13 protein-coding genes are annotated in these 17,056 nt (G+C 30.9%); 8 read left to right on the forward strand and 5 right to left on the reverse strand.

Annotation, left to right across the window (positions count from 1 at the left end):
* Positions 1-407: 407 nt before the first annotated feature.
* Entirely contained in the window at positions 408-1,394 is a 987-nt protein-coding gene (locus tag AAGU22_RS08180; RefSeq protein WP_458721696.1) for a hypothetical protein, read from the reverse strand.
* 497 nt (positions 1,395-1,891) lie between these two features.
* Here AAGU22_RS08180 and AAGU22_RS08185 point away from each other — a divergent pair, with 497 nt between their 5' ends.
* The 5 genes from AAGU22_RS08185 (at position 1,892) to AAGU22_RS08205 (ending at position 6,212) form a co-directional block, all read left to right on the forward strand.
* Entirely contained in the window at positions 1,892-2,173 is a 282-nt protein-coding gene (locus AAGU22_RS08185; RefSeq protein WP_458721697.1) for a SemiSWEET family sugar transporter, read from the forward strand.
* Positions 2,174-2,687: 514 nt separating this feature from the next.
* Positions 2,688-2,897 (forward strand): hypothetical protein, encoded by a 210-nt coding sequence (locus AAGU22_RS08190; protein WP_458721698.1) that lies wholly within the window; start codon positions 2,688-2,690, stop codon positions 2,895-2,897.
* Positions 2,898-3,451: 554 nt separating this feature from the next.
* Entirely contained in the window at positions 3,452-3,643 is a 192-nt protein-coding gene (locus AAGU22_RS08195) for a hypothetical protein (protein WP_458721699.1), read from the forward strand.
* Positions 3,644-3,990: 347 nt separating this feature from the next.
* Entirely contained in the window at positions 3,991-4,212 is a 222-nt protein-coding gene (locus AAGU22_RS08200; RefSeq protein ID WP_458721700.1) for a hypothetical protein, read from the forward strand.
* A gap of 716 nt (positions 4,213-4,928) precedes the next feature.
* Positions 4,929-6,212 (forward strand): sensor histidine kinase, encoded by a 1,284-nt coding sequence (locus AAGU22_RS08205; RefSeq protein ID WP_458721701.1) that lies wholly within the window; start codon positions 4,929-4,931, stop codon positions 6,210-6,212.
* Positions 6,213-6,323: 111 nt separating this feature from the next.
* Here the strand turns inward: AAGU22_RS08205 and AAGU22_RS08210 are convergent, their stop codons facing one another.
* From AAGU22_RS08210 to AAGU22_RS08220, 3 genes are all read right to left on the reverse strand, one after another.
* Entirely contained in the window at positions 6,324-6,863 is a 540-nt protein-coding gene (locus tag AAGU22_RS08210; protein WP_458721702.1) for an MEDS domain-containing protein, read from the reverse strand.
* A 1,969-nt stretch (positions 6,864-8,832) separates the two neighbouring features.
* Positions 8,833-9,129, reverse strand: coding sequence for a hypothetical protein (locus tag AAGU22_RS08215; RefSeq protein WP_458721703.1), 297 nt, complete (start codon positions 9,127-9,129; stop codon positions 8,833-8,835).
* Between the two features lie 736 nt (positions 9,130-9,865).
* Complete coding sequence (locus AAGU22_RS08220) at positions 9,866-10,081, reverse strand: hypothetical protein (RefSeq protein ID WP_458721704.1); 216 nt, start codon at positions 10,079-10,081, stop codon at positions 9,866-9,868.
* A gap of 481 nt (positions 10,082-10,562) precedes the next feature.
* On the opposite strand from AAGU22_RS08220, the gene AAGU22_RS08225 reads away from it, so the two are divergent.
* The 3 genes from AAGU22_RS08225 (at position 10,563) to AAGU22_RS08235 (ending at position 12,926) form a co-directional block, all read left to right on the forward strand.
* A complete protein-coding gene (locus AAGU22_RS08225) occupies positions 10,563-10,964 on the forward strand; it encodes a cyclophilin-like fold protein (protein WP_458721705.1) in 402 nt (133 codons plus the stop codon).
* A 313-nt stretch (positions 10,965-11,277) separates the two neighbouring features.
* Positions 11,278-12,135, forward strand: a complete 858-nt coding sequence (locus tag AAGU22_RS08230) for an adenylate/guanylate cyclase domain-containing protein (RefSeq protein WP_458721706.1) — start codon at positions 11,278-11,280, stop codon at positions 12,133-12,135.
* Between the two features lie 497 nt (positions 12,136-12,632).
* Positions 12,633-12,926, forward strand: a complete 294-nt coding sequence (locus tag AAGU22_RS08235) for a GYD domain-containing protein (RefSeq protein WP_458721707.1) — start codon at positions 12,633-12,635, stop codon at positions 12,924-12,926.
* A gap of 565 nt (positions 12,927-13,491) precedes the next feature.
* Here AAGU22_RS08235 and AAGU22_RS08240 read toward each other — a convergent pair.
* On the reverse strand, positions 13,492-15,099 hold the full coding sequence (locus AAGU22_RS08240) for a HAMP domain-containing sensor histidine kinase (protein WP_458721708.1): 1,608 nt from the start codon (positions 15,097-15,099) through the stop codon (positions 13,492-13,494).
* Between the last annotated feature and the right edge of the window lie 1,957 nt (positions 15,100-17,056).

A 17,056-nucleotide genomic window follows, 5' to 3' on the forward strand; every position in this document is an offset into this window, starting at 1 on the left:
CATTTGAGAATGACACCCGCAAATATACATTTGTACATTGATAGTATGAATGATTTTCTAAATATTTAGATAGACTTCTTGTTTAAAATGGTTCTTCTATTCATAATATTCTTAAGGGGTTACTCATTACAAATAGACCTTTAGAAATGAAATCGAAAGACGGTTAATACTGCCGAGTACAGATGCAAGTAAAGTACTAGTAGATATATCTTGACAGTTAGATATTGTTTCAATTTCGATAATCATTACTTCAGCAAGCAAACATGACAGAACGGTATAGAGTATCGACAATCAGGATAACATTCTTAAAAGATGATGCTATCAATACAGTACAGATAGTATATTTTTCGTAATCCAGAATTAATACTGGTCTTATTTCTTAAAAAAGTGAAAAAAATTTCAAAGATTTACTTTGAAAAAATAGACGGAAAATTCGAGGGAAAAGGCCCAAGTCCCATGGAAGGTACAACCAATACTGTGACAAATTCATTTGGAGATGTTGAGAATGATGATACCAAACCGCCTGGTGTTTGCACGGATATTTTTTGAGAATAATCCAAACTGCTTAAAGTTGCACTAGCCACACCTGTTTGCAAATTCTTTATTAAATCTAGTGAGTTTAGTGCGATATTTAGCGTTTCTGGCGTTAACTGGGTTTTTTCTATTAAAGTATTCATTGAACCTGAACCACCTGTTAATGTTGAGGCTATTTTTGAAGATTCGGTAGCCAAAATTACCAATTTAGTAAGATTTTCAACAGGCAATTTTGTTACGATAACAGTTACTGGTAAAGAATTATCTTCAGAGTCATTTTGATGAGGCTGATAATTCAATGTAGCTGTTACATTATTTTCTCCAATGGCTACTTCATTAACTTTGACCCCATTGACCATACTCATTCCTACCGTATTGGTAAGAGAATATACGCTCTCCAATTTTTTAACTGCAGCTTGATCAATTAGTTCCATAGAGTTGTTTCTGGCCTGGTTAGTTTTATTTTTGAGTGCATTATTAGCCTGATCGATTATATTCAAAGGAGAGTTTTTGAGTGCATTATTAGCCTGATCGATTATATTCAAAGGAGAGTTTTTGAGTGCATTATTAGCCTGATCGATTATATTCAAAGGAGAGTTTTTGAGTGCATTATTAGCCTGATCGATTATATTCAAAGGAGAGTTTTTGAGTGCATTATTAGCCTGATCGATTAGGTTAATAGAGTTGTTTCTGACCTGGTTAGTTTTGTTTACAAGCGTATCTGTTAACCCTAATCCGACTCCATCATTACTCAAAGATGGAAGTAATTGTGCAAAAATCTGATTTGTTAACGAAATAGATGCGATACCAAAAGATAGAATTGATAACGTAGAAAATAGGACAAATAATTTCTTATTCATTAGTCATTTTACCACTGGGTCATTTATTAACATATTTAAGATACACTTAATAAAAATAAATGTTCCTTAACTAGTTTAAGCAGATAGAAATGAAGTGCTTCTTGTCAAATGTCAATTATTTTCATAAATTAATAAGTAATTATCCTAAACCTTACTTTCATATTATTATTATATATTAAGTTTTTACAGAAGGATATTCTACACACTTTTTTTCTATGTTAAGTATCTTGAAATTTTTTTTATAAATATTTAACCTTACCTAAATGAGAGGTTATTTTTCTACCGAGTAATTCGAATAGTTTTGCAGATTTATCAAATGGATTCATATTTTCTATTAGATGGACATGATCAAAAGTATTTGGAGAATCGACTGTATAATATTGAATCTCGTAGTAATGTAGTAAGAAGATAGTGAATAAAAGTTGATCTCTGTGGGGTCTCAAGATATTTTTACAAAATTATAGTCATTAAAAGACATAGTAAACATTGTAAGATGGATGACAGATATTCTTTTAACATTCATAGGACTTTTGGCCACTGCATTTTCGGTTGCCAGTACTTTACCTCAGATCAGAAAGGCACTAAGAACTAAGGACACCGAGGACGTTTCTATTCGATTTCTTGTTGTTCTGATCGTAGGTCTTTCTCTGTGGGCCATATACGGACTCGGTAGAGCAGATATTGTGATACTTATTGGCAACTCTATTGGTGTATCATTAAACATTTGTATGTTAGTTCTTAAGGTTAGATATTCAAGAAAACCATTGGACGAAGAATGAAACCAAGGTTTGAGACTTAATTATAGTCATTTCTAGTACTATATTATTTTTGAAATTTATCATGAATTAACACAAATAAAAACCACGGACATATATTGTTCCTTAGTATTTTGAAAGGTTGCGTTGATTCCGTTTAAATATTTCATTTTCCTTGCAGTTTATGTAACCGACTAGGGACCAGGTTTGGCACGTTAATATGATGACGGGCGAGAATATGACTGGTATCCAAAAACAACTTTTAACATTTCTTTTCTTTCTATAACTTGAGCACTAGTGTTTCAAAATTCTCCCTATATGATCTAATTAATTTATTCGAAGGCAAGGGACATCAATTCAAAGTAAGCCTATCTGTAATACCTTATCAAAAAGCTATGAATGATACTGGTGTACCACCTAATATGATGAAGTCTCAAAAATATTATTCTATTGAGAATAATAAAGAACCATGCTCATTACTTAAGGAAAGGATCAGTTGCAATCATATTGAAATCATATTGAAATAATTCAACATGGAGTGTCTCATAGTTTAATTGATGGGACAGGAGAGTTTAGTAAATCCATAGATGGAAATAACGAAAAAATAAACAGAATTATTAATGACACATTTACTCGTTATTACAGGTTATTAATTAATGAGTATGATATAAAAAACAATAAAATAGACGTTGAATCCTATGTAGATATTGGAAGGAATATATTAAAAAATCCCTTGATGTTTATCTAGTTTTTATTTGCTCCCCCATTTGATGACATTTATACGAGCAATTTAAATTTAATCTCAAATTTAGGTATGCTCCCCATCCGTGGACAATCTTCCACAGATTTTTTGATCACCATATATTCCCAATTCTTTTAAATAACATTTGGGAAATAGACTTAAAAAAATTTACTGAGGTAAGATCCATTATTCCATTTATAATTTCTAATGCCGATTATTATTATATCAAAAATTATCGAGGAATAATACTAAATTTTCCTAGAAGTCTAAAGATAACCCAAATTCAAATGATAATAAAAAAGTAGTAAGAGAAGAAGAAACTTCACAAACATTTTGTAAGATGAATATCCAACACCATCTCCTCTTGCATGATTCAAAGAACACCTTTATGTTTTCTAAACCACTTTCATCGTTATTTTTATGATTGGAATTAAGATTGCATTACGAGGAAATACCCGTATGAACAATGGAATCAAATTATAGATCTACTTGATAAAATACCTTTTTCATGGAGGACAACTTTCATTGATTCATATCAAAGAATAAAAAAAACAAGACAGATGAATATTGCGATAACAGGTCAAAAGATAACCATAATATCAAGTGATCAATTGCTTGAAGATATCTCCTTTAAAGTTAATAAAAGACTGCATATGGAAAAGGAAAACACAGTTTATGATGAGCGAGATAAAACAATTATTTCCATTAATCAATTAAAGCCTAATTCAAAAACTGTCTTTTATGTTAAATAATTGGACACAATACCTGTTTCATCATGCCGGGATAATTGCTCTTCATAATGATCAATTTTGCTAAAATTATTGTTTTTAAATGGAATCTAATTAATGTTCGTTCTTGTATTTTTATTTATCATAATCTTCAATTGTATTAATCACTTTTAGATAAGGATTAAAGTGCGCTAAATTTTGGGACTAGATTTCGATTTTTTATGAAATAAGTTCTGAGTAATTGTAAGACTAAAAAATAGAAGGGTTTATCAAAAAGAATCATTCGTTATACCCATCTTTTTATACTATAAAATGTAACTGATTCTATGAACTATAGTTTCATCTTTTTAGCGCTGTTTCTATTCCCCGTCATGCAAGTTGCACACGCTCAAGGTCTTACAGATTCAATAAATAATGCAGTTGAAAATAATATTGAGAATACGTTTGACTCGATAAATCAGGCCTCAAACAGCAGTAATTCTTCTCCTGGAACTGAAAATGGCTCACAGTCTACCACCACCACTACCACCACTACAAGCGGACCTGGCAATTCAAATTCCACTTCTACAACAATGAAAACAAATAGTCAATAATAGATTAAACGTCTATTTCTAATTGTTATGGCATAAGTACATCCATTTTTTGAATATTTCATTGATTTTTTATGTTTATATCCTGTAGCATTTTCTATAATCCTTGGGAATTTTTTATTAACCATATAATGTAAATCCACCACTATTTACATGTAAATGACAACATTTAGGTTGGGCGGAATGGTGCTTGAACAATACGGGCAATGGGTTTAATGCATAGTAAAGTATAGCAATATTCAATTTGACTTTAAGAAACCGGAGGGCAGTTTATTAAATTATAGAATCGAGATGTTTGCAAGTTTTTACGTCACAAAATATATTTTTAAGTAAACAGATCTATTCAAACAAGAGGCAAAACCGTTGGTATCGGTTATTTCTGGTTCAAAACAAAACTGACTTCATTTTATGGTCCAATACGATCTATCATTATCAGGAAATAGCATTCTAATCACTACTCTGTTACTGGGAATTCACTTGATAACTAAAAGGTGTTTCAGCGTGATGGGGCGACATTTACCCTCTATTCTAAAGATAAAGACACCGTAAATCTAACCAGGGATAATTACTTCAACAATAAACTGAGTTTTGTATGATGGATAGAAAATACAAAAAATATACCACAAGTTATGCTTGTACACAGATAATTTTATAGGTATGATAGCTTTAGAATCCACTATATTGGTATACATTTGCAATATTCAATGGTAAAATAAAAAATGTATGATCATAATGAACGCGCAGGAAAATGTAACAATAATCATAATCAATCAAAAATGGACAAAATATTTCTTGGTAAATTATCCAAATTTATACAATCAGTTGAATCCGAAATGGATATACTGTTGCCTGGACCTGCATCCTTACAATTCATGTCATATTACAAGATAATTGATAATATAGTATCCCAGAAGTTGGCCAAGAATATCATTATCAGACTACTGTGCACAATTGACGAAGATAGTACCCGGCTAGCCAAACACTTAGTCCCATTTATAGGATATAGATCAATAAAACCATCATTACCTAAATCCTTGTCAAATTCCCTGCTGCTTATAAAAGACAAGCAGGATATGTTATCTTTTTCAGTAAATATGAAAAATCAATCGTACCGACATGATACTGAGGGTAGCAATCCAATTTTTTCCCTCAATAATTGGTCCTATTCCAAAGAAATTCCCATAGTGAGAAATGCTGTTTATTGTTTTGATCTCATTTGGGAAGAAAAAGAAAATAATGATAAAACTATAAAGGAAAAAATGCATTCTGAACTCTTGTTTGATATACTCTCACATGATTTAGGAAATTATCATCAGATAATACGCAATAGCTTGGAGATTGTAACTTTTATTGTAGAAAGAAATAGGAATGACACAAACAACTTATTCCAGAACAACGGAGAAATCTTTTCATTTCTTACAACTGCAAAAAAAGCAATAGATAAAAGTCAATCGCTTTTAGACAACTTACGTAGATTAGAACGGCTATATACACAAAAGGATCTAAAATTAGTATTAAAGAATCTTCCAAATGCTATCAATAATGCATATACAACATTGGAACAAACACTAACTGATAATAACCCACAAGGCAAAAGGATCAGACTTTCTTTAAATGTAGTTGATGAACTTAAAGATACCACAAATATAACTATAATTGCAGAAGATCTGGTGGAGGAAATTTTTGTTAATTTATTTTCCAACAGTGTAAAATACACAGAATCTTCAGAGGTTAAAATTGAAGTTCTAATAAGAGAATATTTTATTGCTGAGGTAAAATATTGGATGGTAACTGTATCTGATTATGGTAAAGGAATACCCGACTCAATGAAACAAGAATTGTTCAGTAGATTTTATTCTAAGGCTGAGGGGAGTGGATTGGGTTTATCTATAGTAAAAACACTTGTCGAAAGATATAAAGGCAAAATTTGGGTAGGAGACAGAGTGTATGAGGACTACAAACAAGGTACTGTATTTGGAATGATTTTTCCTGCATCACAGTAACAATTGTATTGTATATGACGCTAACGTTAAAGTTTTAGATCCTATCCAGCTCAATACTCTGGTGACAGCCCTCTATCACCGATCCGTTGACCATTAAAATATTCATTAACATTACATCCAGATAGTATCGTGGCATTGCTGCAGCTGTCTTATCTGGTTTAATTTAAAATTATTATCGATATCTTTGGAATCGTATGCACAAATACCAATAATAGGCAAGTTAAACCTTTGTTCCAAGCATGATTCATATTCAAGTAATTCCTTTGTAAAACCGCTTCTGAAAAATGCGCTCATATCCCCAAAAACTCGGATTCCTCTTTTACCTTTGCTAAGACAGTTTTCAACTAGTGTAGACCATAATGCAATTGTTCGCTGAATATTAGGTATCCCATCGGGGAAATATGTTTCCTCAGTGGTTCTGATAATAACATCTCCTCGGGTTTCGAGTTCATCAACATTTAATTGCCAATCATTTTCCATCCTTGCACGGATCTCATATTTTGGGAGATCTGTGGTTGTTATAACAGCAACCTCATTTCTTTCAAGACCATCCTTTAGAAAGACAAAGGCTTCATTGAATTTATCCTGTTTACTAGGATAGACTGCAATTATGTGATTTCCTTTCTCGATAGTCTGTATCCTCCCTGCCAATAGATTTCATATACGTAGATCCAAAATATAAGAATTTTGTTTCTGAAAGGGCAATAATGAGGATAATATATAATAATTTTGCATATGAGATACGTTATCACAAATGTTACCATATATCGATTATCTAACTACCCTGACTATTTATGTTAAATAGACGGCAGAAGATTAGTAAAGAATCTTAGAGTTTATTGCGATCCATTTTCATTATTTTCTTGACCTTCTTTTGACTGATATTTCCACTAATCCCAAATATTCTCATGGTACTTTATTGTGAGAAGAATTTAACTTCATAAGTAGCCCTTCAGATATTATTCAGGCTTTAATGGGTTGAACAAAATCCCTCATCTGTTTAGTAATAGCTTTAATGTCATTCACCAAAGATAGCTCCTTGATTCATCAGCCAGTGGGCGTTGTTGTTGTAAGAAATGTTTGTAATACTCGATTTAGTATTTCTAGATATTATTTGGGTAACGCATGACCAGAGTTTTTTATTTGTACAGACTGAGCTCCAAGGATCTTTTCGGTAAAAATTAAAGAATTTTGGCTAATTTACAATGATAAATAGTTTACAACAATGGGACCAAAAAAATAAACTGATTATTATTGTTGAATACCAAATCATCTTGTTTGGTTTATAACTACTAATTTAATGTAATATGGTGATCATATGAGAAGTTCAAAACGGATAGCAAATCATATAAAATAGGTGCGGATCATTAAAGCATGTCAAACCCAAAACTTATGTATCTTCATATTTGATTATTTTGTTTATTACAACTATTAGCTAAACTGCCTTCCCAACTCAAATTCAAGGACAACCAATTACTTCATGAATCTACTTGTTTTCCTGTTGAACCTAATGCAGTGACACTAATTTGTCCAGAAAGCTCAGAAGGTGGTACAGATGTAAATTCAACTTTAATTGAGGACCAATTTTGTCAGCATACTAGAATGAGATTATGTCATTTTCTGGTCATCATTCAATTTGTTTTGGCCTAAAAATTAGTAGAAAGATTAAGAGAGAACTTTGTCTCCCTTGCTACAATATTTACAAATTATTTCTTGACCTATTCTATAATCATCTAAACTTAAGAATTTGAAACACCTAGAGCAAAAACCAAAGTCAATCCGATGACCTTTTGTGTCAAAGTGGTTTCTCAGTTTTTGGGTCATTCTTACCATACAAATTTAATTAGGAATCTACAACATAAAAGATTCTCAACATACTACTGCGTTAAGAAACCACGCTGTCATATCTTAAGATTATGCCCTTTGATGATAATAGTTGTTAACGCTGCATCAAATATACCTCTTACTATGTAAAATTCTCGTAAGATATTGTAAACTATAGTTGTTACTCCATTAGGTAGCGAAAGTGACGGGCCGAAAGGTATGTAGTACAAATTTGGGAAGAATTTTGGATTCTGCTTCAAAAAAGTTTGCAAAATTTTGAAAATAGAAGATACTGTTAATGCCTTTCAATGAAAGACAGGACTTCTCCCCGAAGTCTTTATAGATATATTCAACCAAAATTAATTTCTATTGATTAATCTTACTAAGGGGCTTAATTCCAATATCGGTTCCTTAACATTGGTCCTATTATGGATTTAAGTTCATACATGATAAAGAATACTAGATGTCCTGTATTAGACCTATCTAATATTCAATCTTAGACTTTACCATTTCCGTATTATTATTCTCTCTGTATAATCTATGCACAATACACTCTTATCTTTTTATCCAACCCATATTTTTTGAATTCGGCATTACTATATTGAATATATTTTAAATCTACTCCTCACTTAATTGACTAAGTGGCTCAGATGAGATCCTTTTCCCTAATCCATCTCTCTATTATACTATATAATCAATCCTAATCGAAGAATACCGACTAATAAAATATTGAGATAACCATGCCATTTGTCAACATGATATTCGGTAGGAATGGTTTTTACTATAAAATCATTTCTCATCTATAATTTTTGGATAATTCCAAGTTAAAAGTAAAATGACTTAGATACTCAAAATTTATGAATTCAATCCCCTTTCTGTATACGATGATTTGTTTTTTATTAGGTTCGTGTTTTATCTCTATATCATCAACTTGATTATCTTTTGATATAATTACATCAGGCCTAGAAGCATTTTGACCATATAACGAAAGATATTCTCTACCTGAATTTAGATGCAGATTATAGTGAACACTTTCAAAGGTAAAGTATGTATCCGGTGATTTGTCAATGAAATCTTTGATTTTTGTTTTCATAATTGCTCAATATGATTACCAAATATTAAGTATTTTAAATTAAATATAATTATCTATCAACCAACTTGTTTACGAGGTTAAGAGAGGTAATATAGAGTGGAAATTAAAATTTACTCCAATTTTGAAAAATAATAGTGTCAGATAAAAAATAACAAGATTGCAAATATATAACAAATAGCAGAATGTAGGTTTTGAGTCTTGGTGTTGAGATCTGTTCTGCTACCTCATGACCTTTATTGGCTTGCACCAAAGCCTACAATATTTTATAAAAGTAAAATTTAATATGTGAAATGAACTTTAATTTTCGGACAAGGAATTATTTACCTAAATTTTTAAATCGTTTAAGAGGCCCATTCCATAATGTGGACAAATTAAGGCCACACTATTTTTAAACATTTAGAAAATTAGTTATCAATTTATCTAGTACGGTATAATTTCACTGATAAGAAGAGAGCGGTTGACCCTATTGCTAGACAAAGAAGACCTCCAGCAAGGAAATATAGCAGATTACCCCAATAACTATTGGTTCCAATTGCTGCGGAATAGACATATTCCAATCCAAAAACAATCATGAAAAGAGAAAAAACAGTTCCCATGAAAACAATTATGATTTTAATAGTTTTGTTCATAGAGAATTAAAGAATGGCGATTGGTAATCACATAATGATGTCAGTCTTTTTATTTCTATTTGTGAAAAATTTACTCTCATTGTAAAATTTGAATGCAACATTGAAAATTAAAATGTAAAATCAACACCCTCATCATAAAAGACTATATAATTTACTCCAGTGACTCCAGCATCGAAATCTTTCACCACTTGAATATTAATTATCTTTTTATTTCCTCTCTGAAGAAAATTATTGATCTCATCCATTATAGTATCATTCCATTGAAATATTTCCTGTTTTATCATATGTATTTTGAGAATTTTGTATATAAAACTGGATCGCAAACAAATCTCATAACAAACTTGGGAATTTTTGGATTCCAGAAGATACTAAAGACTATTTGAAGGTAATATAAAAAACGAAACGCTCTTTTTACGAGCCGCTTTTCTTAGAATGTTTAATTACTGGATGTAAAGAAATATGATCTTAAACTCATCAATCACATCGCAAAAATTTTTAAATCTGCTTATTGAAGATAACTAACATAATTAAAATTCATCTTAGAAAAATAAAGATTAATTTCTAACCAACATTGTACTGGGGTTTTTCTTGACCAATCATATAGTACTGTCTATGGAGACCGTCATGGTTACAATGGTTTTAACGATAGTATTGATAATCTAAACACCATTTTAGGCACTAATATTTACAAAGTAAAAATGATCTGAGTTAATATTTTTAATTTTTTAAAAAATATTTTCGTCAAATGAAGAATTAATAAAGATGGATATTTGAATATAACTCAAGCGTTAGTTAATTTAGTATATGAAAAAGATCATTACTGCTGTATTCTCCGACCTTGATAATAAAAATATGAGACTAGAATTGGACAGTTCACCTTCTCCAATGACTTTTCAGGCAATACTGGACCATCTACCAGTCAAAGTCAAAATTAACAGGTGGGGGGATGAGCTCTATACCGATCCAACAGAAATAAATGCTAAAGAAGAAAATGCAAAGACGGAAGTTAATGAACTGGATGTAGCATATTGGCCTGAAGGTAAAGCATTATGTTTATTCTTCGGTCCAACACCCATAAGCAAAGATGGGAAAATATTGGCATATTCTCCTGTTAATATAGTAGGTAAAATCATAGATGATTTTTCAAATAAATATGATATCTTAAATCAAATTAAAGTCAAAACAAATGTGATCATAAAACAATGAAAAGATAATTCAAGGTCTCGCGTAGTGCAATACATCCAAATGAGAACTTTAAATTCCCATATATTACACAAACCCAAGGAGGGTTAGTCTTTGCAGGTGGGATGGATTCGATTAATGTCATTATCAGATTCAGTATTATCTAGTTCTTATTATAATCCAGTCAGTTGAATGGAAGTCGAGGAGATTTTGATTCCTAACCGATTATCGCCTATTTTACGTACATCAATTCAAATGACCAGAAATAAATTTCGGATCTAAAAAATTAGTTAAAAAGATAATCTAAAATCTAAAATCCTTTAACTAAGCAAAACCCATGATAATATTATTATATAATATTAGGGTATGTAACACTCTGAAATCAGTCAATTATAGTAATCATGGCAAGGATGACAATTCGGTTGAAAAATTCAAAATTAACAAAAGATCAGACGAAATCGCCAATGAAAACATGACTAATATTCAAGAAAACAGTATCTTAGATTTTAAAACACTTTGTAATTTGAGACAAGGTCGCTTGGAAGATGTCTTAAGTAAAAGATACGAATACAATACATCCATTGAGAAAGGTCAAAGTTTTTTACTTCAACATGTTAATTCCAAAATTGATCTGGTCATAATGTATGCCGATATAGCAGCGTCTACTCAAATGAGCATGACATTGCCAACCGAAACATTCGTTACTATCGTAAAAGCATTTTCTCACGAGTTATCCTCATTAATAGAAAGTTATGGCGGCTTTGTTTTAAAATATGTTGGCGATGCCATCATATCGTTTTTCCCTTCAGGATTCAATAAATATCTTATTTGTGATCGAACCTATCGTTGCGCTAATTCAATGTTAGCAGCAGTAAGAAATGATATTAATCCCGTTTTTCGTAGACATGGCTACCCTGATTTAAAGATCAAAATAGGCATGGCCGGAGGAGAAAATGTGGTGATCCAGTATGGAAAAGATAAAAGTTCTCAAATAGATTTAATAGGATATCTTATGAACGTTACAGCCAAAATAACATCACTTGCTCGCCCTGACAGGATTTCTGTAGGAGGAACCTTTTATACGCTATTACACCCTAAATCACAGTCCGACTTTGAAAAGATTTCTTTGGAAAATAAGGATTGGAAATATATGGACAAACACAATGAGAAGCCTTACAAAGTATATACTACTTAATATGCAATTGAATAGGTTATTGATGGTCACAGTTAACTTATAATCAATTTTTATTACCAAATGTTAGAAATCATACTGTTAATTTTGTTTTAACAATAACTGGTTCTTCATTTTTACATTTGAATAACACTTTAGTTAATACCCTCTATTCATAGAACCGAATAAAAGAACTACTATAGTAAGGGGCCCAAGGAGGTTTGAGCAAGGTAAGTAAAAGGGTTCAATGAGTACTTTAATAATTCTCAAGTTTATTTACATTTGATAAATTGGATTTAATGTTCTTACAATTATGGGCTAAAGGAGTTGATTAATATAGTAAAGGGTCTAAACTAATTTTTCCATATCACAATATAGGTACGGTTTAAATCTAACACAAATTCCAATAGATATTATCCTAATTGAATTGTCTGTACAATCATCAAATACCGCATTATCAAAGATTTGTCTCTAAACAATTATGACACATAAATAGAAGCTTGAGTATCTATCTGTTACATTTGTCACACTACATTTTACTCATAAATTGGACGCATCAAGGGATTAGCAAGGTTAAGGAATCTTATGATCGATATAGCTCATTTAGAGCATCGGTCGAAAAAGCAGGTGGAAAATTGATTGGAGGCTACCTTACTTTTGGAGAATACGATTATGTTATAATTATAGAAGCTCCAAATGATGAGGCAGTAATGTCTCTGGTGCTCAAAGTTGGTTCATATGGGAATGTTAAGACCAAAACCCTAAAAGCATTTACAGCTGAGGAGGGAAGGGAGATTATAAAGGACCTTCCATGACCTTTTCAGTACAAAAATATTGAGCGTCATAATGGATTTCAAATAATAAGACAAAAACTAATTAAATAATTGTAATGAATTAATTATATTGATATTATAAAAAGTACACCCACTTCAAGGTATAAATTTTAATATTATTGAAATATATGACATGAGTGAGAAATAACTTTTAAAGCAAAGGTGCTATCTGGTATAACTAGAGGTACTAAAACTAGTGATGTCATGCAGAAGATAAAGAAATATTTTATTCTAGAGGTCAGGTCATTTCGTAACATTTTATGAAAAAACCAATACCTATCAAATTCAAATACATTGGGTAAACACATTTCATATATTACCATTCTGCTGACATTTTATTAGTACTAATACTAATGATAGCATGCGTTATGCTTTTAATTGGTAAAATATGAAGGAAATAGGTGGCCATCTACTTGGTAAAGAGTTTATTGCAGTTAATTAATATAAAAAGAATTCAACGTCTGAATTCTTAGGAGTATTCACCATGTCGACATGTATTTTGATTCTGACTAAATCAATATGTAACAAGACATCCGATTTCTCTAGATTATTCGTGGAACCGTAGAGGAAGGGTGAATGAAAATGTAGCGCCTTTTCCATCTTTATTATTGTGAGCCCAGATTTTTCCTCCATGTGCATCAATAATCTCTTTACAAATTGCCAAACCCAATCCAGTTCCCCCGTATTTTCTGGACGCCTTCACATCAACTTGATAGAATTTCTCAAACAGATTGTCAATTTTATCTTCTGGTATTCCTTCTCCATTGTCTTTTACAGTGAATAAGAGATGCTTTTTGTTAATATATGCAGCATCAAACTCCTCTTTTTTATCTTCTCCTAACTCTTCTACTTTTAATAATATTCTTCCTTCTTCGCAGGGAACAAAGTCAACAGAGTTCTTTATTAAATTAGATAATACCTGCTCTATTCTTCTATCATCACAAATAATCGTGGATGATGTTTTTGTGTTAACCTCTGTTACTATAGTAACGCCTTTTTCTTCCAATATAATTTTTAAATCATTTACTACATTAGTAAAAAGATTTAATATGGGTATCTCTTTTTTTAATAGATGTATTTTACCCATACTGAACTTATATATATCCGATATATCTTTCACCAGAGATTCTAGTTTTTGTTCATTTCTTTGAATACATTCAACAGCCCCTTTTTGTTCTTCATTTAGTTCTCCTAGATCTTTGGGTTTTAACAACAAATCTGAAAAACATTTGATCGGAACCAAAGGATTTATAAGCTCGTGACTTATCATGGACATGAATTCATCTTTGGCTTTATCTTCATATCTTAATCGTTCGTTTAATTGCTTTAATTGATTTGTCAATTCTGTTTGCCTTTTAGTATCATTTCTTATGGTGGCTACCATTGAGTTAAATGATTCAATTAATGTCGAAAGTTCATCTTTACCGTTATAATCAACTGATATATTGAAATTTCCTTTTTTGATCTCAGAGGTTGCCTTGGTTAGTGAAGAGATAGGCTTAAGCAAATGTCTAACTAAAAACAATATAAATAGAATCATTAGTATAATTAACACACCAAAGATAATCTGTAATAGAACCAGATTATTCTGATTGTTTTTTACTTGTTGGCCTAGTTGTGTAACCAAAGCATCAGATGAATTAATAAGACCAAAAGCTATTGGAACAAGTTGTTGCCTTAACGAATAATTTAGACTATTATCAAAATTAGATTGTTTTTGTGTGACTGCATCATTATATATCTTGTCAACCAATAGAGTTTTAAAGTCATTCCAAGTCGAATTTACTATATTCCAACTGTCCAAGAAGCTAGTTGGCAGTGATTGTGTATCTACACCGGAAATTTTTCCACCATCTTTTAATACCATAATATTAGACTCTAGCTGCTGTTCTGCACTTTTTATTTGTGAAATATCAGTATTGTAATTATTTGTTGGTGACCGGATATTCAAATAGTCTATTGCCTCATAAAGGACATTTAATGTAAGAAAACGGTTTTTTCCTGCGATATTGATAGTATTTCCCAATAATGTTTGTTGTGACTGGATATATGTTAAGACACTAAAAATAATGATAATAAATATAATTTGCACAAGGGACAATATCCCAATTTTTACAACTATTTTGGAGAAAGATCCTTTAAGAATCTTTTCCATATAAAACATATCCGTATTTGTAGGGCGAAACATATAAGCATTGCAAATTATCAGCATTTAATTTCAAATTCGCATCGGTGACACAATTAAAGGAATTATACAGAATTCACTAGCGCAACCAACTCCGTTGAATCCTCGAATGAATTATTGGTATTTTAGTAGATGTAACTCATGACATCGACCACAATGCATGGGAATTTTTGCACATTTCTATTCAGGACAGGTAAAACGGTCAAGTGAAGCACCGAATGGTAAAATTCTTATGATAAGGCGATACTATTGAAATGATTTAACTTCTGGGTTAGGCAATCCAGCCATTTACAAAAGAAGATTCGGTAGAAAAAATACCACATATTAGAGACTAAAGTTAGATGTTATAGAATAAGTTGACCCTATGTATAATAAGGATTCATCCTTTGGGATTAAGTTCTCTGCGATAACAGGGTTGTAATACATTGACTAGATTGGATCAAAAATCAATAAAGCAAATAATCACAGCACAGGTGGCCTCGAATCCATTAGGTTATCTTGGGGATTGTAATATAAAAAAATCGTATAAGCGATCGGTAAGACATTGAAACAAGTAGTAATTTTCGAAAAGACAAGCGAATCCCTATTTTGCTAGACATGACTATTTGCCGACCATAATCAAATAGCCAACCAAATTATATAATTTGATTCAATGAATAGACAGCGAATATAGTTTGATCCTCAACCTGGGTTGGGACGCTAAGTCTTTAAGATGGGGATTCCTACAAAAACAAAGTTAGTAAAAAAATTTATTGTTCTGATGGAGAGACTTAACTTTATTACTTTATCTTGAAGTATTTTTATATAAATTCCAAATTTTTCTAAGTGGAAATATAACCGAACTCCTAGAGAGGGATCGACGGTTACGTAATGACATTCAAAAATATAAGAAATTAATAAAAGCATAAGCAAAATCATATTTTCATTGCTTATTGAAATTACAAAATATTATTTTCTTAATTCCTTCTTTAATATATGTGAGTGATTCGATAATCATTATTATTCGACAATTGTTTTAACAATACAAAAATATTCAAATAAGTGAGAAAAACAAAAAATATATTCATTGTATCAAGCAAACACAATTCTTAAAAGAAATATAATTTATATAAATGATTCAAAAAATTATCTTTGATGTGATAATTTTTATTAAATATTAAGATCAGATATAGATTTTCTCTAAATAATAATAAAACCTTTATACTACAATCTTGATATTGTGTTTATGTGCATAAAATGTGAATTATTGAATATTATTTGTAAAGAGGCTGAATTAAAAAGGCAAAAGATGCTTTTATCCAAGGAAAATTATCTGAAGACAGGGCTTCTTAGTGATTCTAGAATAATGATGCAAGAATCTGAAGAAAGAGATACTGAGTACCTTGTTTCTGTCTGAATACATATGTCTGTGAGATTCACTTGAAATAACCCAAATTGATAAACTAGACACAGATTTCGTTAATTTTAAAATATTTTGTCACTTTCTTAATCGAGATATTTAATTGAATGTCATTAGTACATATACTATTGTATTGATAACAATATTCAAAAATTAGATCGGACGTTGTTTGGGATTCAAAGCCTTATTATAAAAATAGGGAGTCTATTTCTATATGCAAATGCAAATATCAAATATAGGACGACAACTGAATCTGATGTATATATCAGAAATTCGGGGAAATAAAAACGCAATTGCTAACCATCCTTCCTGCAAATAGTAATGTAATTCAAAGGTTCAGGCCCTTGGGGGTTTGAGTTTGATAGGTAAAGCGGGTTCAATTAAATTTTTTAGTGAATATTACTTTATTAACGTTTTTTGAAATTATATCCTTATAACAGTAATGGGCTCAAGGGCTTGATACCGATAAGGGTTCATTAAAGTATATTCTAAAATGAAATAAGAGTACGGAATTATAAAGATTATGTC

The organism is Candidatus Nitrosocosmicus sp. R, from assembly GCF_054408505.1.